The sequence below is a fragment of the Nocardia yunnanensis genome, assembly GCF_003626895.1.
Taxonomy (GTDB): domain Bacteria; phylum Actinomycetota; class Actinomycetes; order Mycobacteriales; family Mycobacteriaceae; genus Nocardia; species Nocardia yunnanensis.
Map to the genome: position 1 here is coordinate 3,648,234 of NZ_CP032568.1, position 26,980 is coordinate 3,675,213.

General features: G+C 66.6%; 25 protein-coding genes. 2 read left to right on the forward strand and 23 right to left on the reverse strand.

Features of this window, described 5'->3' with window-relative positions:
• Positions 1–40 precede the first annotated feature (40 nt).
• Entirely contained in the window at positions 41–640 is a 600-nt protein-coding gene (locus D7D52_RS16970; protein ID WP_162958361.1) for an NUDIX hydrolase, read from the forward strand.
• Here D7D52_RS16970 and D7D52_RS16975 read toward each other — a convergent pair.
• From D7D52_RS16975 to D7D52_RS17025, 11 genes are all read right to left on the reverse strand, one after another.
• Entirely contained in the window at positions 610–1,452 is an 843-nt protein-coding gene (locus D7D52_RS16975; RefSeq protein ID WP_120737635.1) for an endonuclease/exonuclease/phosphatase family protein, read from the reverse strand. The two genes, D7D52_RS16970 and D7D52_RS16975, sit on opposite strands and share 31 nt — an antisense overlap.
• Positions 1,445–2,137, reverse strand: a complete 693-nt coding sequence (locus D7D52_RS16980; RefSeq protein ID WP_120737637.1) for a hypothetical protein — start codon at positions 2,135–2,137, stop codon at positions 1,445–1,447. The genes D7D52_RS16975 and D7D52_RS16980 overlap by 8 nt, the downstream gene beginning before the upstream one ends.
• Before the next feature lie 2 nt (positions 2,138–2,139).
• Entirely contained in the window at positions 2,140–3,357 is a 1,218-nt protein-coding gene (locus D7D52_RS16985) for a formyltransferase family protein (protein ID WP_162958362.1), read from the reverse strand.
• Entirely contained in the window at positions 3,354–5,402 is a 2,049-nt protein-coding gene (locus tag D7D52_RS16990) for an aminotransferase class I/II-fold pyridoxal phosphate-dependent enzyme (protein ID WP_120737641.1), read from the reverse strand. Before D7D52_RS16990 ends, D7D52_RS16985 begins: the two co-directional genes overlap by 4 nt.
• A gap of 46 nt (positions 5,403–5,448) precedes the next feature.
• Positions 5,449–7,587, reverse strand: a complete 2,139-nt coding sequence (locus D7D52_RS16995; protein WP_222932837.1) for a B12-binding domain-containing radical SAM protein — start codon at positions 7,585–7,587, stop codon at positions 5,449–5,451.
• A gap of 727 nt (positions 7,588–8,314) precedes the next feature.
• Entirely contained in the window at positions 8,315–8,497 is a 183-nt protein-coding gene (locus tag D7D52_RS17005) for a hypothetical protein (RefSeq protein ID WP_120737645.1), read from the reverse strand.
• Entirely contained in the window at positions 8,494–8,637 is a 144-nt protein-coding gene (locus D7D52_RS37820; RefSeq protein ID WP_162958363.1) for a hypothetical protein, read from the reverse strand. The genes D7D52_RS17005 and D7D52_RS37820 overlap by 4 nt, the downstream gene beginning before the upstream one ends.
• A gap of 184 nt (positions 8,638–8,821) precedes the next feature.
• Positions 8,822–9,439 (reverse strand): DUF5753 domain-containing protein, encoded by a 618-nt coding sequence (locus D7D52_RS17010; RefSeq protein ID WP_120737648.1) that lies wholly within the window; start codon positions 9,437–9,439, stop codon positions 8,822–8,824.
• Positions 9,440–9,647: 208 nt separating this feature from the next.
• Positions 9,648–9,836, reverse strand: coding sequence for a hypothetical protein (locus D7D52_RS17015; protein ID WP_120737650.1), 189 nt, complete (start codon positions 9,834–9,836; stop codon positions 9,648–9,650).
• A gap of 2 nt (positions 9,837–9,838) precedes the next feature.
• Complete coding sequence (locus D7D52_RS17020) at positions 9,839–10,186, reverse strand: hypothetical protein (RefSeq protein WP_162958364.1); 348 nt, start codon at positions 10,184–10,186, stop codon at positions 9,839–9,841.
• Positions 10,183–11,151, reverse strand: coding sequence for a hypothetical protein (locus tag D7D52_RS17025; protein ID WP_120737654.1), 969 nt, complete (start codon positions 11,149–11,151; stop codon positions 10,183–10,185). Before D7D52_RS17025 ends, D7D52_RS17020 begins: the two co-directional genes overlap by 4 nt.
• Positions 11,152–11,411: 260 nt before the next feature.
• Between D7D52_RS17025 and D7D52_RS17030 the strand changes: the two genes are divergently transcribed.
• Complete coding sequence (locus tag D7D52_RS17030; RefSeq protein WP_162958365.1) at positions 11,412–12,707, forward strand: hypothetical protein; 1,296 nt, start codon at positions 11,412–11,414, stop codon at positions 12,705–12,707.
• Here the strand turns inward: D7D52_RS17030 and D7D52_RS17035 are convergent.
• The 12 genes from D7D52_RS17035 to D7D52_RS17090 form a co-directional block, all read right to left on the reverse strand.
• The gene (locus D7D52_RS17035; protein ID WP_120737658.1) at positions 12,704–13,738 is read right to left on the reverse strand and encodes an NAD-dependent epimerase/dehydratase family protein; all 1,035 of its coding nucleotides are present in this window, start codon (positions 13,736–13,738) and stop codon (positions 12,704–12,706) included. The two genes, D7D52_RS17030 and D7D52_RS17035, sit on opposite strands and share 4 nt — an antisense overlap.
• Before the next feature lie 19 nt (positions 13,739–13,757).
• Positions 13,758–14,894, reverse strand: a complete 1,137-nt coding sequence (locus D7D52_RS17040; RefSeq protein ID WP_120737660.1) for a M20/M25/M40 family metallo-hydrolase — start codon at positions 14,892–14,894, stop codon at positions 13,758–13,760.
• A gap of 60 nt (positions 14,895–14,954) precedes the next feature.
• Positions 14,955–17,204 (reverse strand): hypothetical protein, encoded by a 2,250-nt coding sequence (locus D7D52_RS17045; protein WP_162958366.1) that lies wholly within the window; start codon positions 17,202–17,204, stop codon positions 14,955–14,957.
• Between the two features lie 62 nt (positions 17,205–17,266).
• The gene (locus D7D52_RS17050; protein WP_120737665.1) at positions 17,267–17,773 is read right to left on the reverse strand and encodes a DUF4913 domain-containing protein; all 507 of its coding nucleotides are present in this window, start codon (positions 17,771–17,773) and stop codon (positions 17,267–17,269) included.
• Entirely contained in the window at positions 17,770–19,551 is a 1,782-nt protein-coding gene (locus D7D52_RS17055) for a type IV secretory system conjugative DNA transfer family protein (protein ID WP_120737667.1), read from the reverse strand. The genes D7D52_RS17050 and D7D52_RS17055 overlap by 4 nt, the downstream gene beginning before the upstream one ends.
• Positions 19,548–19,916: a hypothetical protein gene (locus D7D52_RS17060; RefSeq protein WP_120737669.1), complete on the reverse strand. Its 369-nt coding sequence runs from the start codon at positions 19,914–19,916 to the stop codon at positions 19,548–19,550. The genes D7D52_RS17055 and D7D52_RS17060 overlap by 4 nt, the downstream gene beginning before the upstream one ends.
• A 407-nt stretch (positions 19,917–20,323) precedes the next feature.
• Entirely contained in the window at positions 20,324–20,899 is a 576-nt protein-coding gene (locus tag D7D52_RS37825; protein ID WP_162958367.1) for a hypothetical protein, read from the reverse strand.
• Positions 20,896–22,032 carry a C40 family peptidase gene (locus D7D52_RS17070; protein ID WP_246023902.1) on the reverse strand — a complete coding sequence of 379 codons (1,137 nt, stop codon included), beginning with the start codon at positions 22,030–22,032 and terminating at the stop codon, positions 20,896–20,898. The genes D7D52_RS37825 and D7D52_RS17070 overlap by 4 nt, the downstream gene beginning before the upstream one ends.
• Entirely contained in the window at positions 22,029–22,340 is a 312-nt protein-coding gene (locus tag D7D52_RS17075; RefSeq protein ID WP_120737673.1) for a hypothetical protein, read from the reverse strand. The genes D7D52_RS17070 and D7D52_RS17075 overlap by 4 nt, the downstream gene beginning before the upstream one ends.
• On the reverse strand, positions 22,337–24,037 hold the full coding sequence (locus D7D52_RS17080; RefSeq protein WP_246023903.1) for a hypothetical protein: 1,701 nt from the start codon (positions 24,035–24,037) through the stop codon (positions 22,337–22,339). Before D7D52_RS17080 ends, D7D52_RS17075 begins: the two co-directional genes overlap by 4 nt.
• Positions 24,034–25,518, reverse strand: a complete 1,485-nt coding sequence (locus D7D52_RS17085; RefSeq protein ID WP_120737675.1) for an SCO6880 family protein — start codon at positions 25,516–25,518, stop codon at positions 24,034–24,036. The genes D7D52_RS17080 and D7D52_RS17085 overlap by 4 nt, the downstream gene beginning before the upstream one ends.
• Positions 25,515–26,975, reverse strand: coding sequence for a TrbL/VirB6 family protein (locus tag D7D52_RS17090; RefSeq protein WP_162958368.1), 1,461 nt, complete (start codon positions 26,973–26,975; stop codon positions 25,515–25,517). The genes D7D52_RS17085 and D7D52_RS17090 overlap by 4 nt, the downstream gene beginning before the upstream one ends.
• Between the last annotated feature and the right edge of the window lie 5 nt (positions 26,976–26,980).

The window sequence follows — 26,980 nt, forward strand, 5'->3', positions numbered from 1 at the left end:
GAATGCTCCGAGACGCATTTTCGCAATGGAGGAAACCCTTTTGACATCGACCGACAATGCTCGCCGGATCGTGCGGGATCTGGCCGCTTCCATCACCGCCCTCGATGACGTGGAGCAGGACGCACAGAAGTTCGTCCTCGGATGGATAGACAGCGGTGCCCCGCTGTTCCGGGTACGCAAGCCCGCCGATCCGCCGACCCACTTGTGTTCCTACGCAGTAATTTTTGACCGTCAGCGACGCTCGGTATTGCTGGCCGATCACGTCAAGGCCAACGCCTGGCTTCCTCCGGGCGGCCACGTCGATCCCGACGAAGACCCCCGCGTCACGGTACTGCGTGAGGCGCACGAGGAGTTGGGTATCGAGGCCCAGTTCGATTCGGTGTGCGGCGGAGAACCGCTGTTCCTGACTGTCACCCAGACCCGGGGCGATCACTCCCATACCGACGTGAGTTTCTGGTTCGCTCTCGCCGGTGACGAGGACATGACGCTGCGCCGTGATCCGGCCGAAGCGCGTGAGCTGCGATGGTGGCCGATCGACGACGCCGCGTTGTGGCAGCCCGTGGAGCAGTTCGATCCGGGCATGATGCGGTTTCTGGACAAGCTGCGTGCTCATGGCGGAGTCGGCGCGCCGGTGGCCTGACCGGTTCGCAGGTCAATAGTGGTGATCATCGCGGAGTGATCGGACAGGCCGGTGTCGATGGTCGTGCGGTCGTAGTGGCATCCGGTCACCGTGCCGGTGGCCGGTGTCATGAACGTGTGGTCGATCCGCTGGGCCAAGAATCGGTCGCTGAACCAGCTGTGGTCGTGTTCGTCGGGATGCAGCGCCCGGTAGGTATCGACCATTCCGCCCTCGCAGATCGCGGTATAGAACTCGTAGTCGTGTGGCTCGTAGGCGGTGAGCCGGGGCTCATGGCCCGGTTCAATCACGTTGAGGTCCCCGGCGAACACCGTCCTCGGCCGTCGCAGCGCCGCCAGCTCGCCGAGCGCGCGGCGCTGGAAATCGGCGCGGGTTTGGCTGCTTTCGAGGGTCATGCCGTTCGCCGGGGCATACATGCCGACGATCCGTACGAGCCCGTGCATCGTGGCCAGGTCTGTGACCGCGACCCGGTTGCCCATCGGGCCGCGAAGCTGGCGATTGATCTGGTGGCCGTAGGTGGCGACCACGGCATGATATTTGTCCCCCATCGCTGGCGCGACCGCCGCACCCAATTGCGCTGGAGTGGTCGAGAAGCCATCCGCGCGAAGTGTTTCCAGCAGCTGCCGCGATCCTTCGCTGTCGCGGACCTCGGTCAACACCAGCACCGATGCACCGGTGGCGAGCAGCCATTCCGCGAGCTTGTGGGCGCGGGCCGGCGTCGGAGACTGCGCGTTGAGCGCGCAAATCGTGAGCTGGTCCGGATCGGTGTCGCTGCGCTCTTGGATGGAACCGAAAAGCATCCCTTGATCAGTCATGGGCGGCGTCCTTCACTGGTGAGTGGGCGAGCAGGAGGTTTCGTGCGTCCCCGACCGCTGTAGCCAGGGAGGCGGCGTCGAGCTGCTTGGTCGCGCGGGTCGCCGCGGTCTCCTGCGCGGCGCCGTAGACGTGGAACTGGGCACGGGTGGCGGTGTCGTGGATCAGGAACCGCGTTTTCGCCGCGGGCCCGCGAAGGATCATCGACACGGTGCCCGGATCGGCGCACACATTGTGCACGCTGGCATGGTGCAGCGCGAACGTGTCCCCCGGTCGCTGTCGTTGTGCCAGTAGAGGTTTCAACGCGGCCGGGTCGGTGTTCTCATCGAATCCTGTGTCGGAGCCGTAGAGGTTGTGCTGATAGTTCCCGCGCACGATCCGTGAGGAGAACGGCCAGCGATGGTTGTGCGGGCGCTCGGTGTGGCGGCCGCTGTAGAGGTGCAGCCGCAACCGGACATCGCTATCGGGGTCGGTCCACAGCACCAGCTTGCGCATGAAGTCGTAGCCCTCACACATGCCGGTCAGTGCCGGTTGCGCAGGCAGCCGCTCGAGCAGATCCAGCACCAGCGCGTTGCCCTCGCGCGTGAGCGCGTCGAAGACGACCGTGGCGTGAGTGAGGATGGATTCGGTGTCGTCCCAGTCAATTTCGGCCAGCACAGCGAAATCCGGGTGCGGGTAGTCGGTCATGGTCAGTACCTCGCGCGAAGCAGCGGAACGGTGGCGTCGAGATGGCGTTTGAGGTGCGGGTGCAGCCGGTAGTACTGCACCGGCGAGCCCTGTTGCGGGTAGAGGGTGGGCAGCTGGCCCGAGCTCGCGACGTGGACCGCGACCGCGATCAGCAAGCGCACCTGCGCGGCGCGGATGCGGGCCTTCAACGTGGGTAGATGGGCCATCGGCACGGGTTCGCTGGCCAGGACTTCGCCGGTGTCCACGCCCGAGCGGGCGAGGTGGACCGTGCACACGATCGGCTGACCGGTCAGCACCGCCCAGCCCGGCGCGTCCATGCCGCGCAGCACGGGCAACGCGCCGTTGTGGGCATTGACCGCCCCGAGTCGAGTCGCGGCCAGCACCCGGCCGGGAACGATGGGCATTCCGGCCAGCAGGGTCAGATCCGCACACCGTGACAGTGCCGTGGCCGCCTCGTCCCAGTTGTGCACCTGCTCAGCCGGGGTCGGGGTCGGGGGCCGGTCACCCTCGGGCGCGGGTTCGGGATACCAGGCACTCGCGTAATACGATTCCGGCGGGATCGAGGTCGCGCCGGGCGGTGGGCACCACGCGATCAGTACCGCGTCCAGGCTGCACGCGGCCAGGCCCGTCAGCAGTTCGGCCGCCACGCGTGAGGTGGGCGGGGCCAGCACCGCGACCCGTGCCCGTGTGCGGGCGCGCAGCGGTTCGAGTGCCGCGGGCGGAATCGGCGGGGGAGCCGGCGGATTGAGCCGATTGCGCAAGTGCAGGGCCAGGACGCCGGTGGTCTCCTCGAGCTGTTCGGCGACCGTGGCGATATACCCGCCGATCAGAGGGTCCGGGCGCGCCTGCTGGTGCAGCGCCAGTGCACCGAGGATCTTGCAGGCGGTATTGACCGCGCGTAGATCAGCCAATTGCCCAGGGCGGTAACGCATCCAGCGGGCGGCCACGCACGCCAGCGCCTCGGCGTCGGCGGCGCTCATCGCCCCGAGGTGCTCGCCCACCGGCGGGCGCGCCAACCGATGGTTTTCGAGGCGGGCCATCAGTGCCGCGTCGGTGTCGGCCGCGCGCACGCCGAGGGCGGCCAGCTGACGGGCGGCGTCCGGCGCGGTGATCGGCGGCACCCGCCGGGCCGCACCCGATCCGGCCAGCTGCGCCGGGGTGAAGTCGCCATCGAGTTCGGTGTGCAGCCGATACCGGCCGCCGACCTCCAGCGCGGTCACCGACATGCCTTGCTCGCCACGTCGGCCACGACCCGCAGGTAGCTGTCCACGAACGGGCCATCCCCCGGATATCCCCACAGCGGCAGTTTCACGAACGCTCCGGCGAACGCTCTCACCCCCGGCATCAGGTGCCGCGCAGAGGTTTCCGTGTCCTGCCATTCGCCGAACGGGTCCGAGCGGGCGAAGAGCGGGTGGCCGCTGATATCGCCGGTGGAGCCGGGGATATCGACCTCGGTAGCCCCGGCGCGGTGGCAGCGGGACACGAATTCCTCTCGCGAGAACCTCGCGTGCTCGGACTGGTAGCGCAGCCCCAGCACGTACAGTCCATGGCTGCCCTCGGCCAGATCCACCCGGATCGGTTGCAGGGCCGGATTGTCGGCCAGGGCCTGGGCGAACCGGTCGAGGATGGCGCGGCGCCGGTCTTCGATGTCGGCGGCGCGGGCGAGCTGGTGCACGCCGATCGCTGCGCCGAGGGTGGTGATGCGTTCCTTCAACCCCATGCCGGTCATCGCGAACCGCGCGTACGGCTTGGCCGCGTCGATTTCAGTGGCGGAGCGCTTGCCGTAGTGACCGAAAAGTATTGCCTTGTCCCGCAATTCGTGGTTTCCGGTGACCAGCACACCACCTTCGCCGCTGGTGATGGCTTTCTGATTGCAGGAGAACGCCGCCATATCGCCCCACAGGCCGACCCGACGGCCCTGCCAGGACGCGAAGTGCGCGTGCGAGCAATCCTCGAACAACCACAGGTTCTTGTCGTGGGCGAGTGCGGCGATTTCGTCCATGCGCGCCGGAATGCCCCACAGGTGGGTGACGATCACCGCGCGCGTTCGGGGGGTGATCTGCGCGGCGATGGTCTCGGCGGTGACGTTGCCGGTGGCCGGGTCGGCATCGGCGAACCGCACGGTGACCCCATCGAACGCGAAGGGGCTGGCCGTCGCGGCGAACGTGTAGGCGGGAGCGATGATTTCATCGCCCGGCCGCAGACCGGCGGCGCGGCTCATGGCATGAATCGCCGCAGTACCCGAGGCGAAGGCGACCGCGTATTGGGCACCGACGAACCCCGCGAACGCCGCCTCGAATTCTCCGATCACCCCGCGTGCGTCGCGGTCGGACAGCGACCGCCGGGCCTGCCCGGTCACGACGGCATCGAATTCGCTGTCGATATGCGGCCAGCGGTAATGCTCGCCGCGCGGCAACCCCGTCAACAGTGATATCGCGGCATCCAGGCCGATCCCCGCCGGCGCGCGACCCGCGCCCGCGCTGCCATCCGAGTCAGCCGAAGTCAGCGGAACCAGGAGCGCGGCCAGCCGCTGCGCGGATTGCTCCGCGGTTTCGGTGGCCCCGACGTGCAGAATCGGCCAGCTGTGCTCGGCGGCCGCCAGACACAGCCCGGTCCGGGTGCGCTGCTGGTAGTCGGTGAACGCGGCGCGAGCCTGCGTGATGTCGGCCCCGGCGTGGATTCCCAGATCCCCCGGCTTCACTTCCGCGTGCCGCTGCCAGGTCACCGCCGGATCGACATCCACCAGAACAGTCACATCCGGTCGGCGGACATGCGCGAACAGCACCGCCAGCTCGGCGGAACTGTGATTGCCCTGGGCGAGCAGCTGGGTACTGATACGCCCGATCCAGCCGTCTACGAGCACATCGAATCCCGCGTCGAGCAGCGGCGCCAGGACCGCGCTGGAGAATGCGGTGAACCAGGCCGCTTGGGTTGCCGCCCAGAAGCTATCGGGCAGGGCCGCCGGGTCGGCGACGTCGCCCCACAACACCTCAGCCAGCCGTGCCATCACCATGGCGCTGTTGGTGTCGGTCACCGCCGGTTGCTTGCGTGAAACCCACACCAGACCCCGCCGCGGATCTCCGTCGGCCAGAATCCGGGTCGCACCCGCGTAGTCCAGATCCGCCACGTGGGCGGCCAGGGTGGATTTGCCACTGCCGTTGGTTCCCTCGAGGGCCAGGAACCGGCCCCCGCACGTGCGGGCGGTGAGGGGGCGTGCAGTCGCTCCGGCGACCGCGCGGCCATTGTTCGAAATATCGGTCGTCATACTCGAAACTCCTTGAGTGAGATGAAACGTGTTGCTGGACAGAAGATCAGGTCCCGCAGGGATCAGCGGCGTTGATCAGATCCCATCCGGTGCGCTGCGACCACTGCCGATGCTGATCACGCAGGAACACCCCGTCAGCGGCCGGCAGGGTCTGGCACACGTGCTCCACGACGCCCGCGAGCTGATCGCGCAACTTCGCAAACAGGCCGTCGCGCAACACATTCAGCTCACCGTCCAACGCGGCGTGCAGCTCCGGCTGCTCCAGCGGGTAGACCTCGAGCATCCCGACCATCGCGGTCAGCAAGTCGAAGGCCGCGTTCTTGAGCACGCGCCGGGCCGCGCGCACCACCAGGCGAGCTTGTCCGTCGATCAGCTTTTCGATCGACTTGAGCGCGTAGTCCAGCGCGAAATTGCGGTCGATCCAGCGTTGCGCGTGCCCGGAGAACACCCCGATGCGCCAGTCCGCGAAGCGCGAATCGAGCCGTCCCATCATCGGATTCGCGTCTCCGGTCAGCCCGGCTGCGTGTGCCGCGCGAGTGTAGGCGGCCCCGATCAGGCATTCCATGCTCACCAGCAGGTAGGAAATCTCGGAGTAGAACGGGCGGCCTGTCTCGTGCTCGGCGACGAACGACTCATCGCGCACCCCATCGACAATCTGCGCCGGGGTTAGCTCTGGGCACGGCTTCAGCAGCAGGTCCGTGCGGGCCTGGAACGCGGTTGTCTCTTCCAGCTCCGTGCAGCTCATCAGTGGGTCGAACGTGATGTAGGTGTAGCGAGGCGGAACCCCGAGCGCCGATAGGGTGCGAATCGCGAGGGCGTTCTGTTCGCCGGTGGTTTCCTTGTGGAATCGGTCGAGTATCGAGGTCACCCCGGACTCGACACCGAACAGACAACGGCGGCAGCCGTCGCGGCACAGCTGCCGCCACATCGCCGCGCGTTCGATGTGCCAGGCCCGATCCTGTGCGGGGTCCACGACCTGATCAATCCGGCACGACGACTCCCAGGCCATCCCGTGCCCGGCCACGGTCGCCGCCAACTCCAGCGCCCGGTGTGCGGCGTCGGGGCCGGCGCCGATGAACTCCTCATCCACCAGGTACAGCGTGCGCGACCGGTCCGGGAAGTGGTCGAATATTCCTGATATCGCGCCAACCATCCAATCCAGATCCACAGGCGCGCAGCCGGTGTGAGAGCCCTTGTGTCCACGCGGGCAGAAGCTGCACGTGTTCGTGCACCCGCGCGACGCCTCGAGCTGGGCCACGCCACCGCGCGCCAGGGTCGGAGCCAGTAAGTCGAGTTCGGGCAGAAAATCGGTCAATGCGCGGTTAGCCACGTTCGCGGTGTGCCGATAGCGGCCGACCGTGAGCGTTCCCTCTCCGAAAGCCGCTCCGGCGAAGCCGATTCCGCGGATCTGGGCCTGGTCGATGTCGTCGTGCCAGTGTGCGACAGTATCGGCGATGGTGGGCTCACCTGCTCCGCGGGCGATCAGCAGCCACGGATAGTCGGCCAACAGCAGTTTTTCGGTGCGCGCCACCAGGCTTCCGCCCGCGATCGTGACCGGCCTGTCCTCCATGTCGGCCACGGTGTCGAGCACGGTGGCCAGCAGATCGTGCTGACCGAACGTCGCCGAGATCCCCAGCACATCGACGCCAGCCGCTATGGAGGCCAGCAGTTCTTCGAGGGTGACGCCCAGCTGCATGTCCATCAGCCGGACCCGTCCGCACAATGTCGCCCGCGTCGCGCGCGCCAGATCCGAGATGGCCAGAGGGAACCGCGGCAGCGGGAAGTTCTCGGGGTGATATAGCGCCGCCAGCAGCACTTCCGGACGCTGAAAACGATGCAGCGCCTCGCCGGTCAGGGTCGCCGTGCTCAGCCAGGAATCCGGGTTGGCGAAGGCGATTCCCCGCTGAGCCCACTCGGGCCAGGCTCGAGATCCATGCGGCTTCCCGGCTAGATCAGCGACGATCCAGCTAGCCTCGCCGGGGCGTTCGGCCAGTACCAAGCGGCGTTCCAAAGTGCCGGTGACCACCACGCGACTCGCGGTCAGTGCCGCGAGTGTATCCGCGAGGGAGTTCGGATCAGCGAGCGTCATTTCGTTCACGCCGGACAGGCTGATTTCCGAACCGGCTGTCTTTTCAAGCAACTCGGCCAGCCGGTCACGAACATCGCATGGTGCGGATAGTCGCATGTGAGATGGAATAGGCTGTTGCGCAAAAGTTTCGGGTACCCCCGACTGAATGACAGACGTGCCGCTCTGACGGCACCGGAGGTCTGTCGGTGCGGATTTAGTTGTCGTTGTGGTCAAGGCCGAGCCGCTGTTGTTCATTGAGGTGTGCACTAGGGGTCGCTCCTGCATGGAATAGCTGGGGTGCTTAAAGTCGTAGACGCGCGGGTCGCGCGCCTACGCGCATTCAGTAATGCGCCCTTCCATGTAGGGGCGCGGCCTCCTGTGGAGTCGAATAATTTGTGGCGCAACGGGTTAACGGTGTCTCAGCGTGTTCGGCGGGCGCGTCCAGACTCAGGGCAGCGATCTCATCGGACGGCGCTACCCCCAGCTCGCAGAGGTACTTGAAGTAGTCGCGCTGGACCGCGTCGAAAAGCCTGTCCCACGTTGGCAACCAGGCGGCGACGGTCGCAAGGTCGGGCCGGGACCATTCGTCGAAATACACAGTGCCCTGCGGCCTATGCGGCAGACTCAGCCTTGATCCGTCGCTAAATATCCGATAGGCGGGCGTTAAGTCGCCATCGCAGCGAATATGCATTACCTCGATCGAATGACCATGCAGCTCCCAAGCGGCCGCCATCTCTCCAGAGCGGCTGTAGTACAACATATTTCGCCACATGGATACCTCTTTCAGGTTTGGCGAGACGCTGTGGGGCGGTGATCCTGTCGCAACTCGTCGCCTTGCGGGGGGCTACTGATTCAGCCATTTCTCGACATCGGCCAGGGGCAGCGTGGCAAGCACTGTGTCGCCGTCCTCAGCGTCCAGTAGCTGCCACAGATCGGCCGAACTACGTTGTTGCACAAGCTCATACCCGAGGCGGCCAGCACGTGCCGACAGGAACTCGATCCGCAACGCTGTCGGGTCCTGCGTCATGAGGTGCGGTACTCGACACGGATGCCCAACTTCGCGAACGCGGCTATCGACTCCGACATCAGCTCGCGGACGTCGTCGCCATCGTGATCCTGGAACGTTGGAGCCTCGGCACCGTCCCATTGCTTGAGCCCGTCGATCACGGCTTCGAGCAGGGCTTGCAGCTCCCCTGCGTCGGCTTTCGGCGTCGGAACTTGCGGTTTGATCAGCAGAGGTAGCTGTCTGCCAGGTTCTCTATGAGGCATCATGTTTCTCGGGGTTGCCCTTCCGCTCGCCCCGGCGGTGTTCGTCGAATGGCACAGGATTCAACGAACACCGCCTGTGGATTCAGCCGTTGTTGCCGATGCGGTCGGTGTGGCTGGTCAGCGCACGATGCAGCACAGCCAACGCGTCGTCTGCGTAGAGTGCGATCTCCGAAAGGCGGTCGAAAGTCCTTGCCGCCAAGTCGATATCGCGTTTGTCAGAGGCCGTTACAAAGCCGGTGACCGTCTCGGTCTCCACTTCGCGATCATCGCTGATCAAGAAGTTCGCCGCGGGCGAGACGTAGACCGATTCGACCGGGATGATCCCGATCTCGACGTTCGCGCGTGCGGTGAGTGTGGTGTGCAGGGCACGGATCTGCTCGGCCATGATCGCGGCACTGCCGACCGTGCGCAGCAGAGCTTGCTCACCGATCAAGAAACGGAAACTCTTGCCTTCGGTGTCCAGCACGCGCTGACGTGCCAGACGGGCTGTGACCGTCGCATCGGTGTCGTCGGGAGTCTCGAACAACCCGACACAGCCCGAGAGGATCGCGCGAGCGTAGTCGGGAGTCTGCAACAAGCCGATCACGAGATCAGGGTTGAAAGCACGCTGGATGGCCGCAGCGGCTTCAAGGTCGATCAAGCTGTTCTGCAGCGGGGCAAGTCCGTCGCTGGCGGTGGCGTAGATGCTGGTGTAAGACAACGTATCTCGTCTTTCTTCCGGAACTGAATGGGAACCCCTCTGCCCGAGGGGGAAAGTCGTGAGGGCCGAAGCCGGCGAGTGCCCGCGCGAGGGTTGGTGGCGAGAGTGGCACGGTGGCTCCCGGGCTAGGCCGAATACGATCGGTCGGTGGTAGATCCCGTTTGTGGGCGCAGTCGGGTGGTTCTGATTCATAACGATTGCCCCCAGTTCATCGGTAAAGACGTTGGTAGGGAAGTACTTTCATTTCCGGGCTCACCTCGTCGTCGATCACCACGGCGCCGCGCAAATGGTGCCGGACGAATTCCTCGGCGAAGGTTTTCGCTGCGGTCCACTCAGCCCGGAAGTGCAGGATGGTTAGACCGTCGCCGCCAAGATCGACTGCCAGGTGAGCGTCCATGGTTACCTGCCCGGTTCGCTCGATAGAGATTGCGATTCGCTACTTGCGGTTTTCTGCGCCCAGCAGCGAAGAGGATGGACTGTCCAGACCTCGAACTTGCTCCGCATCAGGTCCAGCCATCCGATTACATGCCTGAGGTGGGGTACCAAGATCGCGTTTACTTCGTTGAGGGGCAGCGTGGCCATTAACAACGGAAATTCCCTATCAGAATCGACAACCAACATGTCCTCACTGGCCAAGAGGAACTGCTGTTCTTCGGCCAGAGCACGTAGTTCGCGCTGGTGGGTTGCGACCTCGTCGCCTGAGCAGTCGCGGCGCACGATCGTTGCCGCTACGGTGCGACGGCTCATACCGCCCTCCGTGCGCTCATCAGGGACCGGGCTGCTTCGGCCAGCGGACTGGGGACCGCGGGGTCGTGGGAATCACTGCCTGGCAACGGAAATTCGCAGCGCGTGATTGTGCCGCCAGCCGTACTGGGCCATCGGGCGACCGATCCGCCGACCGGTTCCACTATCGCTGCCACCGTCGCGCTGACGGCGCCGCGTTCGCGGCCTCGGGTTTCCCACACTTCCAACGCCAGCCGGTCTGTCCCAGGGCGGCACTCGATTCGAAGCTGCATCTGGTTCGCCTCTCCCGGGCGTGTGGCGATGAAGTCGCCGACAAGTTCGGTCAGGGCGGCGGAGACCGGGCCGACCAGTTCACGCAGGCCGGCGCGCGAGAGCTTTTCGTTGGCGATCGAGCACGCTATCTGCGGTGCCGCTGGGACTTGATTCAGGGCGCGCTCCAGCAGAACACCGTGCTTGCGATGCGGAGGCGTCGAACCTCCCGGCAGCCGGCGCCCTGGACGGTGGTCGGCTGCGTCGACATAACGATCGAGGTAGAGAACGTTCACTCTCGGCGCGATCTCGTAAATCCGTTGAAGGACAGTTTGTCTCGGTACGCCGAGGCCATCGAAGTGTTCTGGAGAAGGGACGAAAACATACACTTCTGCCTCACCGCCGGCGGCGATAGCATCCAGTAGTGACCACAGCGCCGGGGTGGGCGGCGGGGCATCCAGCAGCTGCTGCAAATCGAGTCGATGATCGGCGGCTGATGTGCGCAGCAGTGGGAAGACCTCGCCGTCGAGTTCCTTGTCGATCCCCGCGAGCAATGACAGCAGCACCGGTACCGGTGAGCCCTTTTCGTAATAGACCCGTCCGAGCACCGAACCTCCGTAGCGGAGGGCCAGCTCCTCGATGTCTTCCACGGCCTCCCGCGCGGGAGTCGTGATGGTCAGTGCCAGTCGCACATACGCGTACATCAGTGGCGGCGTCATAGCGCCGCCGCGCTGTGGTCCAGCAGGATCATCGAGGCCATTACGTCGAACCCCCGTGCAATCTGCGATGAGTTGGTGTCAACCGACGGCGGGGATTCCAGATCACCCGCCGCCGGAAGTTCATCGAGCATCGCTCGTTCCGGCAGGTCGTTGCGCGGTCGTTCAGTGGTCTCTTGTGGTCTCTATCTGGTCTCTTCCGCCCGGTGCTCGCCCCGGAGGGTGGAATGTATTTACCGTTGGTCCCGTGGGTGGAGGTTTGGATGGAACTCGAACACAGCTCGCGCACACGCCTGGAACAGCTGGCGTTACAGCAGGGACTCGGATTGTCAGAGTTCAAGCGAGAGTTCGACACCCAAGCAACTGCATTCGGATTCGCGAATCTCGTCCCGTTGTCAACCAGCGCCGCTCAGCGGTGGCTCCGAGGCGTCGCGGTTCCTCGTGACTCAGCACGACGCGTACTCGAGCTTTGGTTCGGGGAGCACATTTCCGTCCTCACCGGCCCACCCTTGGAGAAGATCCTCACTCGTACGGAGCAGGAGCTCGCGGTGAACGCAGCGCACGAATCGGTCAGCCACGCCATCGCGGCGGCAGCCGCGCTCGATCCCTCGGCTTTAGAGCATCTACACGCCGCCGCGGATAAAGCTGCCCGTGCGTACTACACGACGCCCACCATGGAGATGCTGACTGATCTCGTGGCCTTGCGTAACCTGATCTACGTCCAGATGGACCGGACCCGCAAACCTCTTCAAGCGGCGGATCTGTATCTGCTGGCTGGACAGGCTTGTGGCCTGCTTTCGTCTGTCTCATGGGATCTGGGCTTACTCGGCGCGGCCGACGAGCAAGCACGTGCGGCATACAGCTACGGCTGCGCGATAGATCACCCCTCGCTCAAGGCGTGGGCTCGCGCATTGCAAGTTACCGCTTCCTTCTGGGCCGGTACGCCTCGCCAAGCCCACAAGATTGCTGCCGCTGCTTTGCCTGATGCGCCCCGGGGGACGGCCAGGGCGCGCCTGCACAGCGTCAATGCTCGTGCCCTGGCTCTCGTCGGAGCCCATGATGAGGTACGCGACGAGCTGGATTCGGCGAGCACCGAACTCGAGCGGGCGGGCGCCGACGCCTTCCTTGATGACATTGGCGGCGAGTTGGCCTTCGATTTGCCACGCCGGGGACTCTGCGCCGGCGCGGCCTATGTCGTACTCGGAGACGGTGAACGCGCTGAGCAGGAAGCACAAGCCGCCGTCGCGTTGTTCGCCGAAGTTCCGGATTCAAATCGTTGGGGAGCGGGAGCACTGAGTGCACAGGTGGATCTCGGTGCGGCCCGGACGCTCCGCGGTGATCTCGCCGGTGCAGCCGATGCGCTGGCGGATGTTTTCAAGGTGGAACCGAGCAAGCGCACCGAGGCAGTTGCCCAACGTCTGAACGCTCTCGCGAAGACGTTGGGAACCGCGCGATTTCGCGGTGCGGCGGAGGCCATTGAACTCGGAGCCAAAATCGAGGATTTCACGACGATCTCGCTCGCACGCACGGCGGCGGTGCGTGCGCTCCCGCCAGCCTAGGCCCCGCAGTGGTCGAGCTGGACTGCATCCCAAAGCCCGAGTATCGCTCGCTCTCGGTCAGCGGTGATGCCGAGTTCGGCGGACCGTTCATGTTCTACCGACGCGCCCCCGTCTTGAAGCCAACCCCAGGTGTCGGCCACGGTATCGCGAAGGGGGCGTGTGACGAGTCCAGCGGCGTTTGCTCGCGAGGAATCGACCGCCCAAGCACCCGCGTAGGTGCGCCATAGCGGCAGTTCGGTCCACTGCCGAACACCTTGCTCGGCCAGCCAATGCTCGTCGGTGACCCATTCCAGATCCGCGTTGTTCCCAGTGATCTCGTTGCAGGACCCCAGAAGATCCGCCATCGTCTCCCTGGCTGGGGTGGCCGTCACGTTGAAGATCCCTGACAGCCCGGGGACCAATGCAAAGTCGGCGACATCGCGGACATCAACGGGCTGGATTCGCCGATCGGGCCGTCCTGGCGCCAGCACGCGTCCACCGCGCTGCATGCGCCGCAGCCACCAGTCGAGGCGGCCGACATATTCGCGCGGACCCAGAATCACTCCGGGGCGGAGAATAGCCGTCCGGGCCGTTCCGAAAGTCTCAAGCACCGCGCGTTCGCAGCCAGCTTTGCCGAAACCGTACTGCGATGGTCCGGGGTCGCCGTCGTAACCGTAGTCCGCTCCGGCATCAGCAGGGCATTCCAGTGTGAGCGAATCCTCTGTCAGTGGCTCGGTGGGCCACCCCTCGTAGGCCGACACGGACGAGATGAGCAAATACCTGTCCACGACCGGTTCCAGTGCCCGTGCCAACGCCAGCGTCTCGTTCGGTACGTAGCTGCTGGTGTCCACCACCAGATCCCACGGACCTCGAGCAGCCAGCCGGGCAACGTCGTCGGCATTGGTGCGATCGCCCCGGATCGAATCGACTCCAGCTACCTCCGACCCGGTGCGTCCTCGCCGGAATGTCGATACAGCGCCACCTTTCCTGATCGCCTGTTCGGCAATCGTCGCGCCCAAGAACCAGGAGCCGCCAAGGATCAGTACTCGCATAGGTTCTTGATACCACCGATCAGTGATCGGCGGAACGAACCGCCAGCCGCGCCAGCAACAGGCTGAGTAGTGCCGCACGTTCCGGCATCGCGGTGACGATCACGTGTTCGTCACGCGCGTGCGGGTGCCCTCCCACTGCGCCGAGTCCGTCGAGTGTAGGAATTCCGAGTGCTGCGGTGATGTTGCCGTCCGATCCTCCTCCCGAACGGACCGCTGCCAACTCGCCGAGGCCGAGATCGGTTGCGGCTGCGGCCGCTTCGGCGTAGAGCCATCGAGCCATGGGCTCCTCGAATGGGGGCCGCTCGATCCCGCCTGAAACAGCCACTGTGGCACCGGAGAGATGCGCGGTTAACCCATGCATCGCTGAATCCACCCGTTCGAGTTCGGCAATCGTCCACGAACGCGCGTCGACGTGAACCTCCGCGGATTCTGGAACAGTGTTCGACGTCGTCCCGGCCGTAACCAATGTCGGAACGACGGAAGTCTCACAGCCGGGATCGCCGAACGCAGAGATGCGCAGGATCTGGTGCGCCAGCTCGATTGTGGCATTCACGCCACGCTGCGGCTCGAGGCCAGCGTGAGCCGCGCGGCCAGTCGCCCGCACGGCGTAGTTCGCGATCCCTTTTCTGCTGACCTTCACTGCGCCCCCGTCCGCAGTGGGCTCGCATACGAGCACAGCGCCCGCTTCGCGCGCCAACTCCTCGATCAACAGCCGGGAACTCATCGAGCCGATCTCTTCATCGCTAGTCAAAAGAACGCTGATGTGATCCGTATCGGTAAGCAGCTCGATCGCGGTGAGCGCCTGGATGATTCCGCCCTTCATATCGAAAGTGCCGGGGCCAGTGGCAATTCCGGATTCACTATCGACTGAGAACGGCCAACTGTCGATAGTTCCTACTGGCCAGACCGTGTCGAAGTGGCCGAGGATCAGCACCCGAGGGCTCGGCGCGCGGGCAACAAGGTGCACGTTCTCGCCGACCCGGGTGATCGTCGACGGGCGACGGAGAGCCGAACTAAGCCATGGTTCCAAGAGATCTGCGCACTTCTCAAGGTGAGCGGCCGAGTTGGAAGGCGACTCGCAGTGGACGAGTTGAGACAACCGGTCAACCATGGTGGGCAGGCTGCTAACTGCGGCGGTCAAGGTATCCGAAGGCATGACATGATCATGCCTTCGGCTAGGCAGATGTCGATATCTGTTACCACCGAGTCGGCCGGGTCAGAGGGATAGCGCGTCATCGGGGGCGCGGCCGAGATGTTGATCCAGTTCAACGCCTCGTGGCTGGTCGGCGACCTGTTCCGCAGCATGGCTCACTGGTCTCGCCACGACCGCATGGAGCGGGATAGCGTTGTCTTGTTCGAGGCTCATTCGGATTCGTTGCAGCGCAGGATCAACTCCTCGATTCGCCAGCTGGGTCTGGATCGCGTCGGTGCGTTCCGCGCTGTCGTGGTCAGCTATCGCCGTCGCGCGGGCGCCTTCACGTTCGACTGGATCAGGGCTGGTCGCGTGCCGGTAGCGTTCGACGATGGCGTTTTCGACGCTCTGTCGACCGGATGTGGTGTCGCTCAAGTTGGCGATCTTCCAGTCGCGTACGGCGAGCCATTCCGGATCGTGCTCGGCCAACCAGCCGCGGGCTTTGTCCAGATCCGAAACTGTCCAGGTCTTGGGCTGCGGTCGTGGTCTCGGTTCCCGGCGCGGCGACGCCGCCCGGCCTCGTCTCGTCGGCCGCGAGGCCGGTTGTTTTGGCGCTCGCAGGGATTCGGTCACCGTGTACCGATCTTCGAGAACTCGGCGTACCGCTGCGTGAGGGTTCGATCGCCACGCCTCCAGCCACCGCCGGCCCGCGTCGCCGGTGGCTTCCACAGCGGTGACCGCCTGATCGTGGTCCAGACGTGGAGTGCGGGTAGGTCCGGTGATCTGGCTGTCGTGGAGCTGCTGCACGGCGTCGTGCAGCTGGCGGCGCGTCGGGGCATCAGGGGCGACGAGGACACGGGCGTAGGCGCGGTGTGGGTCGGCGTCGAACTCGCGCAGCCATCGTTGCCCCAGTGGCCCGACATCGCGTAGCTGGTCTTCGACGGCGCTGATCGCTGTCGCGCGCTGACCGCGTCCGGGATCGCTGGTGTTGCTGCGGTTGTCGCCGTGACTCAGGTACTCGTCGGTGGCGGCCGAATGGTCTGTAACCAGTTTGTAGAGCTGGTCATGTTCGTGACGCTGGCGTTCGTCGGTCTCGGCCTGTGCCGCTGTTAATGCGGTGGGGTCCATTTTGGCGGCAGCTACCCGCCAGGCCGCTTGGTCGAGTAAGCCGCGGACCTGGTCCAGGTCCGTTGCGTGGTCGGCAGTGAGGTCCAGGCCGAAGCGTTCGAGGATCTGGCTGTTGAGCCGGTCATGGATGGTGGCGGCCAGGGGAGAGTCCTCGCGCCAGGTTCGGGCCGTGCTCCACGCGTCGAGAATTTCGGCGCGTCCGGCCGTGGCGCACCATTTCTCGGTCCGGCCGCGCAGGAGGCTTTCGGCGTCGCGCCGCTGTGCGCTGACTATCTTCTCGGCTCGGCCTTCCAATTCCTTGTGGATGTGGCGGTTGTCGAGCACATGGTGATAAGCCGTCTCGGGGTCGGCTCGCCATGCATCGAGCCACGTGCGGCCGGGTTCGCCGAGTTCTTCGACCACCGCCACTTCGCTGGCGATCCGCGCGCTACGCCCTTGGTCGCTGATCAGCGGGTTGTTCTCGTGGCTGTGCAGCCTTTGGGCGCTGTCGTAGATCGCTAGCCGAGTCGTGGCGTCGGGCGCGATCAGGACGCGCGCGTAGGCCAGCTCGGGCGCGCGGTCGAACTCCCGCAGCCATTGCTGCCCGGACCCGACTGCCTGCAATCCAGCCTCCGCAACGGCCGCTGTCGCGTCGTGTCGGCCGTCGTCGATGGCGAGGCGGGTTGCGCGGGCGTGCTCGGCGACGAGCGCGTAGAGGGCTTCGCTCTCGGCGCGACGGGTGGCGGGATCGTCGGCGAGGGCGTCACCGTGGACGGCGTCGTCGGGTGCGAGGGCCTGTCGCCACGCAGCTCGGGTGAGCAGGTGGTGAATCGCGGCCGCGTCGGCGGGTGCGTCGATCGCGATCGTTCTGGTTAGGTCGATTCCGTACCGCTCCGAAATCTGGGCGGTGAGCCGTTTTTCGGCGGTCGCGGCGACGGCGGAATGCTGGCGCCATTGCCGCGCGGTGCACCACGCTTCGGTGACATCGTTGCGGCTGGCCTCGCGCCACCAGCCGGTGCTGGCGGTGGTGCGCAAGTACGCTTCGGCGCTGCGTTGCTGGGCCTGCCACCGGGCTGCGGACTCTCGGGCTCGGGCTTCGTGGCGGGCCGTGGCCGCTTGTGCCCGCGATGCTGTGCGCCGACCCCAGTGCTCGGCCAGCAGGCCCGCGACCTGGAGCGTGGTACGTAGAGCCGCTGCTGTTTCGCGGCCGATCTCATCATCCGCCATCAGCGGTCTCCTTTGTCTGCGTGAGTATTTGGATCGCGCACAGCGGATGTGCGCGGGAAAGGCTAGGCGGCGCGGTCGATTTCGTTGTCCGTCCACGCGCCGAGGGCGGCGAATGCTTCCCGGTCGGCTTCGACGTGGGGTAGTGGGGCGATGCCGTAGTGCGGGTTTCCGTCGTCGTCTCCGTCTTTGTGGCCCTTCTTGCACAGTTCGAAGGGGCCGTCGACCGACATCAGGACCCGCATATGCGGGTCGGCGTGCTGGAGCCACCAGTTCGACAGACCCAAGCCGTTGTCGTCGCGGCGCAACGCCTCGTAGGCGCGCCACAATGCGAACAGTCGCAGTACGGCTTCGTCGTGACGCCACCACTCCGGGCACCACCGCCGCGTCGAGCTGTCGGGCACCCGCCGGTAGATGATCACCAGACGGTTTTGCACGAAGTCGACCAGATTCGTGAACGCGGGTTTCGGTGGGGCCGGTGCAGGACCGGCTTCCTCGGTGTCCGCGGATTCGGGCCGGCGGGGACGGAACTCGATCTCCTCGCCCATCATCGCGTCTGGGTCCTCGATCATCGCGGTCCGTCCTTTCGTCTATCGCCTGCGCGGTCCGGAGGCGTTGTCACAGTGAGGGTTTGGGTCGGTCCGTAGCGGGCGCGGGAAGCAGCGACGGCGTCGGCGTAGGGACGGCGCATCCACGGCACGGTCTCGACAAGCACCGGCCTCATTCCGGCGGTCCAGATCAGGGCACGCCCGCGCGGGATCGCGGTGAGGTCGGCCAAGGTGAGGATGCGTTTATCGGTGAGCTGCCAAGACCGGGAGACCGACCCGCTGTGACGGGTCAGGGTGCCGCGCAGTTGTTCACGGTCTCCGATGCTGTCGGAACGGCGTCGCAGGAATTCGTTGTCGTCGACACCGGAGCCGACGACGCGGACGCCGGAGGCAGACCACAGCGCCTCCATCCCTTCCGCGCCCCAGCAGCGCACGCCCTGAGACCACGATTGCAGAATCGTCAGCACCAGAATTCCGCGAGATCCAAAGTGGGAGTAACGCTTCGGCAAATCCCGCCATCGCACCACGTTGGCAGCTTCATCGAGCACACAGACCAGCGGCGTCGACAGGCGGCCCATGGGCTGCTTGGAACCGATATGGGTAGCGGCTTCGAGAACCGAGGCGGTCAGGGCGTTCACCAAAGGTCCGCAGCTGCCCGCGCCTTCCAGTGACAGCATGTAGAGGGTGTCTCGACTTGTCGCCAGGGCGGCGGGGTCGAGTTGGGGCCGTTTGTCGGCGGGGCCGTCGCTGGTGACCCATCGCCGGATCGACTCCAGGCGCAGGCTCGCCGCCATCTTGCGCCCGGTCGCAAAAACGCCGCTGCGGGTACGGCGATCCAGTTCGTACTGGGCGCGCAGCCCGGTCGCGATCAGCGGCCAGCGCTGTTCGAGCATCCGCACCGGCTGTAGATCATCGGGATCGGAGATCCACTCGTACACCCGCGTGATCGGCTCTCCGGCGACAGCGGCGGCCAAGAACAGTGCGGCCAAAAGGGATTCGCCCTCTGGGTCGAAGAACGCGTCCTTCTTGGCTGACTGGCCGTCGTCGCCGTCGGCGAAGTGCGAGGCCAGCTGGGCGGCGTCAACCTCTGTGCGGACGGAAGCGAGCGGGTTCCACCACCAGTTCGGATCGTCGGAGTCGGCGACCGCCTGGGGGTCGAAGATCCAGCAGCGGCCTTGCTTTTCGCGGATGCCGCGGGTGTCGTCGACGAGATCGCGTTTGTTGCTGGTGACGATCACCGGCCCCGGCGCTTCGCACACCGCCGGTACCGCCCGCGAGGTGCTTTTGCCCTGGCGCGGTCCCCAAATGTCGATATGCAGGGTTTCGAAATCGGCCCACAGCTGTTGGCGGTCGGCGACCGCGATACCCAGCGACAGCCCCGGGACCGTGTCCTCGGGCACCGCGGCTCCGAGCATCGTGGCTTTGGCCGTGACCGCGGATTCGGTCAGCGGCGCCAGGTCTGCGCCGAAGGCGAGTTGCTTGGCCTTTGCGTCGATCCACGTCCGGGCGGGGCGGTGGGCCTTCCACCACCGCACCGCCAGCACCGTCACGGCTGCCAGGACGAGGAGTTCGGCGACGAGTGCGAGGGTGGCCGTCAACGGCCAGGCGACCCGCCCGGCCGCCGTCGTTACGAGCAGCACGAGCGGGTTGATCGCGAGTGTGTCCGTCGCGCGGCCGTCCAGACGGTAGCCCAGGTGGGCGGCCAGGGAGATCAGCGTCCCGGCACCGGTTGCGGTGCCCCCCGCGATCAGCAGCCCGAGGGCTTCCCGGTTGCCGAGCGCGGGGTCTTTGTCGCCGTTCACGCGGGGTTCTCCTTGCGGGTCGAGCGGCGGGCCACGCTGCCGCCGGCCACGGCCAGCTCACTGACGACCACCACGGCCAGGGCCGCCTGCCAAGGCATGTGCCCCTGGGCGGAGCCGAGCAGCAGGATCAATGTCATCGGCACCCGTACACCGAACGCGCGGGTCAGCTGCGACACCGGCGCTACTCGTCCGGCCTCGGGGGCGGTGGTCGCTGCGTGCTCGCGTGCGTCCTCGGACGCCTCGAGAGCTTCGGCCACGGCGGCGTGGTCGAGGGCGAGAGCGGCGGCGAGATCGGCTTGCCGGAGACCGGTGGTGTAGTCGGTGGTGGCGGTGTGGTGGGTGTGGTTGTCGGGGGTGTGGTTCATGGTGGTGGTCTCCTCGCCTGGGGCGGCTGTTCGCCCGGTGGTGGTGCCGTGGGTGGCGGGGACCTGTGGGGTCGCGTGTCGGGTTGTGGGCCAATGCGGTTGCGGCGCAGTCGAAAAAGTTCCCGGCGAGCGAGCGAGTGTCTTCGGGCAGTTTTTCGGCGGCGGTGTCGAGCCACCGTGTGGTGAGTCCGGATTTGCCGACGACCAGGCCGTGACCATGCTGGTTCTCCGCGCACACGGCACCCCGCCACCGGGTGCCCAGTCGTCTCGGGCGAGAGACCTCACCGTGGCCCTGCCCGCGACAACCCCAACCAGCGCACCGCCGCGCCGACGCCGCACCAGCGGCACCGCGGACTGCCGATGTCGCCCGCCCTCGGCCCTCAGCGGGCCGGAAATAACGAGCGCGGTCATCGGGGCGCGATCAGCGAGACGCGCCACCCGCCGGGGGTGGCGGAGGCGGTGACGTACAGCACCGAGCGGCGTTCGGGTTCGCTTGTGCCGTTGGTCTTTTGGGTCAGCGCCACGACGCGCTGGCGGGTCTGGGCGGTGTCGCTGGGGTGATTGTCGGGGGTGATTACCGCCGTGGCGGTGATCGTGGCGTGTGCGCTGGCCCAGCGTGCCCACACGCCAGCCGGGACGGCTGCCAACCCGGAGGCGGTGGCTCCGAGCTGGGCGCGATATTGCTGGGTGAGTAGTCCGCTGGCGCGCTCGACTCCGGCCGCGCTGTCGCGGTCCGGCCCCGGGGTCCAGGTGTAGGCGGTCTCGGTAGCCGCGACCATGACCGCCAGGGCGTCGCCAGTGTCGATGCCCGCGACGATCTCAGCGCCCGGTTGGGCCGGCGGTGCGGCGGGCTCGGTCGCTGTCCCACATCCAGCCGCTGCGAGTGCGAGCATGATCAGGCTCGCCGCCGCGCCGAGACGTGCGCGGGGGCTTCTCGCGATCGTTGGTGTCATTGCGTCGTCTTCCGTGTGTGGATCGGTCATGGCCGTGAATCCTGTTGCTGGGCACCGAATCTCCGGACGTCCATCCGGTCTGATGCGAAGTCCGAGAGGGGCTGCACCTGCACCGGGATTCCGAAGGTCGGTGCGTTGAGGAGCTGCGGCTCCCCTGTGGCGGGATCGAGGCCCGCATAGATCCCGGTGTGGTGGGAATCGGCCTCACCTGGGGAGGTGAAGTAGATGAGATCGCCGGGTTGCATCCGGTCGAGCGCGACCGGGGCACCTCGGGAGTCTCGTTGCTGGTCGCCGGTGTAGTGCCCCAGCACGATTTGCCCTTCCGATGCCTGGGCGACCGCGAACAACGTCAGTCCCGAGCAATCGAATCCACCGCCGGTGGGGCCGGTGGCGTCGCCTCCGCCCCACACGTACGGCAACCCGATGCCCCGCATCCCTGCCGCGAGGACTCGTTTCCCGAAATCTGAACCACCGCTACCGTTTTGCGGTCCGTCGACTCCCGAGGCCGGTCCCAGCTCGCACAGCACGCCCGGGGTCGCAGGGGTTCGCGCGGCGGCGCCGCGGAATTCCCGGTGCAGCGCGTGGGCGGCCTCGCGTTTGGTCGCGTAGGCGTCGGGATAGGCCGAGCGTTCCACGGCCTGGGCGAGGTCGGCCGGGTCGCGGGTCTGCCAGCCCTCCACGGCAAGGAGCTGGTCGTAGAACCAGCCGATCTGACGCAGCGGGTTCATCAGTTGGGCCATACCGCCGAGCTGGCCCGACCAGATCGAGACCCGCAGCTGAAATGGGCCCACGGAGTCGTGGTCCGATCCCACAGCGTCATGCGGATACGACAGTGAGTCCGGCACACCGGAATTGGCGTAATTCTTGAGTCCCGATTCCGTGCTTGCGGCCATCAGCGCCGCCAGAATCCCGCTTTCGGGGATCTGGCGTTGCTCACCGACCGCAACGATCTGGCGGGCCAGCTCGAGTTGTTTGCTGTCGTATCCGGCCAGGCTGACCGGATCTCGAGCGCCGTCGGTGCCGGAGGTGGTGCCTTGTCCCATCGGGGCCGGGACCGCGCACCCGGGGACTTCTTGCCCGGACACGACGATCACGATCAGCATCACGGCGGTGAGCAGCAGCGCTGAGGCCGCGCTCACCGACTTCATCACGCTCGCGGTCATCGCTGCACGGCTCGTTCGCGGTCGTGCAGCATCGTCATCAGCTCGCGGTTCAACCCGAGCGCGGCGTGTAGTTCTGCGCGTGCCTTTGCCAGCTCTGCGGCCAGGCGCGGGCTGACCCCGTTGTGCGCGTCGGGGTCGGGGCTGTCGCGAACCCAGTTACGGACGGTGTTGTAGTGCACTCCTAAACCCGCCGCCACAATTCGGCAGGCAGCGGTCTGGGAAGAGCCCACCGCGATCATGTCGCGACACCGCGCAACCGCCGCCGCGCGCACGTCCTCGGAGACAAGCCGGTATCGCCGGACGCTCATGCGGCCATACCCCCCGCCGCATCCCGGTGAAACTGAGAGAACAACTCTGAAGTGCTGTGAATCCCGCGAATTCGCTCCACGTCAGTGAGGTGGAGCTGGAAGGGGATGCCGGGGCTGCGGTCCTCGCTCACCTTGAGCAAGAATTTTCCGACCCCGGCCGCCATCGGCCGGGGCATCCCCGGGCGCAGGGGTTCACCGGTCAACGCTTGGGGCGCTGACCAACTCGTCACCATGTCGGCCTCGGCACCGGTGAGTTTCACGATGCCGTCCAGCAGTTCCAGTTCCTCGGCGGGTAGCGCGCCCAGGATCTTGGCGCGCGAGCGCTCGAGGAAACCGAGCGCTCTCGCGCCGGCGGTGCCGCCGATGTTGTGCAGGTCGCGTACAGAGTGGCTGATCAGGATCAGCGACACGGCCAGGGAGCGTTGCAGCCGGGTCAGCTCGTCGACGCGGGCGACCATGAACTCGCCCAAACCGAGGACTTGCCACAGCTCGTCCATGACGACCTGGAACACGCGCTGCTTGCCGATCCCGTTCTCCGCCAGCATGTTCAGCGCTTCGATGGACCCGAAACCGATCGCCCAACAGGACAGCATCACCGCCGCTTTGAGCTTGGTGTCGCCGGTGGGGATGTGGGAGACGTCCACACACACCGCTGGAGCCTCGAGATCCAGGGCCACCGTGGTCTGCCCGTTGAAGACCTGCCCGAACGGACCCTGAGTCAGTGCCCGTAGCGAACGGCGCAGCGGCACAATCGCTTCCGCATACCGTTGTGAGGTCGCAGCAGCGGCATCGAGCATCAATTCCTCACCGCCGCCGGTGATCACCTCCAGCAGGTCATCCAGGATCGCGGGGGAGTCGACAGTGAACCCGCGACCACCCTCGGCCACCGGAGTGTTCAGCAGCCGCAGCGCGGTAGAGATCAGCGTGTCCTCGTAGTCGGCGATCCGCTCACCGCGGATCAGCTCCACGAGTCCGGCGATGAGGTTGGTTTGGCGGGCACGTAATTCGGCGGCGACATTCTCGGCCGCCTCGTGCCGCCCGGCCGCGCGCAGCTGCTGCATCGCCTTGCCCAGCAGTGCAGGATCTAGGGGGTTGAGCTGGCCGTGCCCGTAGCCGACATCGACCACCTGACCACCGCAGGCCAGCACAGTGGAGCGGTAATCAGGTTTGACATCGGCCAGGATTAACGGCGTCACGCCCTGGGCGATGCCGCCCAGCACAATGCGGCGCACCAGCGATGACTTTCCGAATCCGTTGAGCCCCAGGACGAACAGGCTCGGCGCGGTCAAGAACGAGCCGCGCGAGAACCAGTTGAACGGGTCGAAGCACACCGGCGCACCGGTGGTCAGGTGCGAGCCGAGCGGGGTACCCAGCAGCGGCGCACCCGCGCCCACGCACCAGGGCCAGAGCCCGGCGATTTGGGCGGTGGTGCCGCGCCATTCGGCAGGGCGGGCGATGCTTCGCCACCGCCCGCCGCCCGCACCGCTGGCCCCCGACACAGTCAGCTGCGGACCCGTTGCCGTCGTGGCCCGGCGCTTGGCTCGGTTCGCTTGGCGATTGTCGTCGGTGCGCAGCCGCAGCCGCGCCCAGCCCGACCCCAGGACCCCCGCGTCTGCTCTTCGGCGTTCCAGTCGCTCGCGCTCTGCGGCGTCGAGCAGACGCGGCCCACGCTCGCGGCGCTCCTTGTTGCCGGTCACGCCGCCATCACCCGAGGCAGAGTGGCCATCTCCGGCAACAGGACCCCGACGCCGAGCGAGCCGGCGAACGCGGCGGCCTGGTAGTAGTAGGCGCGCCGAATTCGCAACCGGGCCTGGTCGGAGAGATCGCCGGTCAGTGCGTCGATACGCGGCAGATCGCTGCCAGCGGGAACAGTGACGGTGACCAGGACCCCGAACCGCGAGACTCCGTGTCCGCGCGCTTGTTCTTCGCGTGCCTGCTCGGTCGCACCGACGCGCAGCATCGCGTGCGCGGAGACCACGCCCTTGCCCGATTGCTGTGCGACGAGGGCGTTTTTGAAGTCGTCGTCGACGATGTTGGCCGCGTCGGCTGCCGCGTGCGGACGCAGGACCAGGGCGACCCGCTTGCGTGGTAGGTCCGGTGTCGGGGCCAGCAACCGCTGCAACACGCGTTCGTCCACCGTGCCAGACGGGGCGTAGTCCATCTCCCACGTAGTCGAGACCACGCCGTCGTGCTCGAGACGTCCGACCCGTTCGTGGTAGTAGATCGGCCCGGCATCATCCCAGCCGAGCCCGTGACCGTCACTGCTCGCGGCGGCGGTTTCCAGGTCGGCTTCGGCGGCGGGGTCGAAACTGCGGCGCGCCGTCGCGGTGACTTCGGCCGCTGTCATCGGCCGTGTCCGCACCCCGGCTTGGGCGAGCGCGGCGACGATGCCGGGTAGTCGGCGCCCGATCTCTACGGCTTGCTCCGCGGGTTCGCGTCGCCGTTCGGCGGTGGTGGCGCGGAAAGTGATCGAGCACCACGCGTCGAGCTGCACGGTGTGCGAGGGCAGGGTGGCGGCGAGTTCGGCCATCATCGCCCGCGCCATCTCCGGCGCGTCGGGCCGTGTCAGTTCGGCGACCTCACCGGCGAGGCGGTGCCCGGTCTCGGGGACCGTCGAGAGCACCGGGGTGATCGCGACGATGTCACTGGCACCGCCGAGGGAGGCGACGAATCCACCCCAGGCTGCGACCCATTGATCAATGACGGCCTGATCGACGTTCTCCGCGCCCGAGGGCCATACCCGCAGTAGCACGGTGTAGAGGCCCTGTTTGGGCATGTGAACCATGCCGAACCGGTACTGATCGGCGTCGACGCCTTCATATAGGCGCGAAAGTGCCAGCAGGCCGGGAAGTTTCGCGGTCCCGAACCGTGAGAACGTGCCGCTGCGATAGATGTTTTCTTTGCGTGCCCAGGTGCGCAACCACTGCGCCATAACCAAAGCCCTCTCATACCCGGTGCGCCCGTTGATCCGAAAAGCCAACGGAGCCCACACGATTGCTTGAAATGCCGCCACGACGAGGGCGGCGGTGAAACTGACGAAAACGGCGGTCACCATCGCGATCACCACGAACACGAACCCCAGAACGGTGGCTTCCCAGGCGAGGCCGAACATGCCTTCCGAGCGGGGCCGTGACCATCCGCCGTAGGTGCGCCGCTGCGACGCGGCGGGGGCGTTCATCGCGGCACCTGCGATCCGGACGGGCCGGAGTAGGGGCGTGTCGGAGGTGGTGTGCCGTTGGGTGCTGCGGATTGCTCGACGGTCGACTGCATCGTCTGAATTCCCTTGCTCGCCAAACCGATTCCTGCGGCGGCGGCGACGCCGACCGGGCCGGCGGCCTTCGCGGCGGTCGCGGTCGCGCCACTGGCTCCGCCGCTCGCGGCAGGGCTGCGCAGTGGAATCGCGCCTGGGGAGCTACTTCCGCCGCTGTGGCCGGTGGCGGTGGTGGAGATGCTTCCCGCGCCGCCCTTGGCGCTGGCCGCGCCGGTCCCGGCCGATCCGCCGGACCCGCCGGTCATCGAGACCCCGGCGGCGACCGCGGTCGCTACTCCGGCTGCCGCTGCGGCGCCGGAGCCACCGCTCATGCCCGCGATCGGGGAGACCAGCCGCATCAGGGCGGGCAGGGTGAGCGCGGCCGAGCACACCAGCACCAGCCCGACCAGGGCGCGCTGCGCCGACTCGGCATCGACCGCCCCGGCGTCGCTGGCGTCGAGGGCGGTGTCCCCGACGGTGGTGAACGCGATCAGATACACTAGCGCGGCGAGGGGCTTGTACAGCAGGAACGCCACCGACCAGCCGATGAGCCGGTCGTAGAGACCGCGCCCGGAGTTCGTGGCCGAGCTCGCAGCCGCCAGCGGCAGCACTCCGGCGACCACGACCAGGAGCCCTTCGCGCACGACGGCCAGCACGACCTGTGCGAGTGCGCCGAGGATGCCGACGCACGCCAGGATCAACACCAGACCCGGCGAGAACACCGACAACCCCGCTGTCTGCGCCAACGCTTTCGCCGCTGCCTTCGGGTCACCCCCGGCGGCTTCGCTGAGAATCCAATTCGCCAGGGCATCCGAAGCGTGGGTGCCCGCGACCAGGACCGCGCTCCACATGGTGGAAGCGAAGATCGTGCGCGCCAAGACCTTGAAGGTGTCGTGCGCGGCGTCGTGCATCGCGTGGCGGCGTGCTTGGGCCAAGCGAATTCCGCACAGCATGACGCTCGCGGCGAGCAGGTACCACTGGAGCTGATAGGTGTAGTCGGAGATCTTGGAGAACAGATCCGGGCTGTCGGTGATCGCGGTAGGCAGGCGCGCCCAGAACGAGAGCGACAACACGATCGCCTGGCTAAGCCCTGAGATCAGCGACTCCACGACCTGGCCGAACGCGGTACTCCACGCCGCATCCGCCACCGCGGACACCGCCTGACCCGGATGGGAGGCCACGTTCGCGCCTTTGCAAGCTGCGGAGACAGCGTTGCCCAAATCCAATGGAGTACCGGGGATTCCGACGCTGGAGAGGGCATCGTGCATGTCGTTGCACGTCTGGTCGAACCCGTACGATCCGCCGGTGTCGGGCGTCGGCTGCGCCGTCGCGGCACCCGCTCCGGCAAGGCCGACGGCCAGTGCGGCGACCAACAGCGCAAGCACTCGGA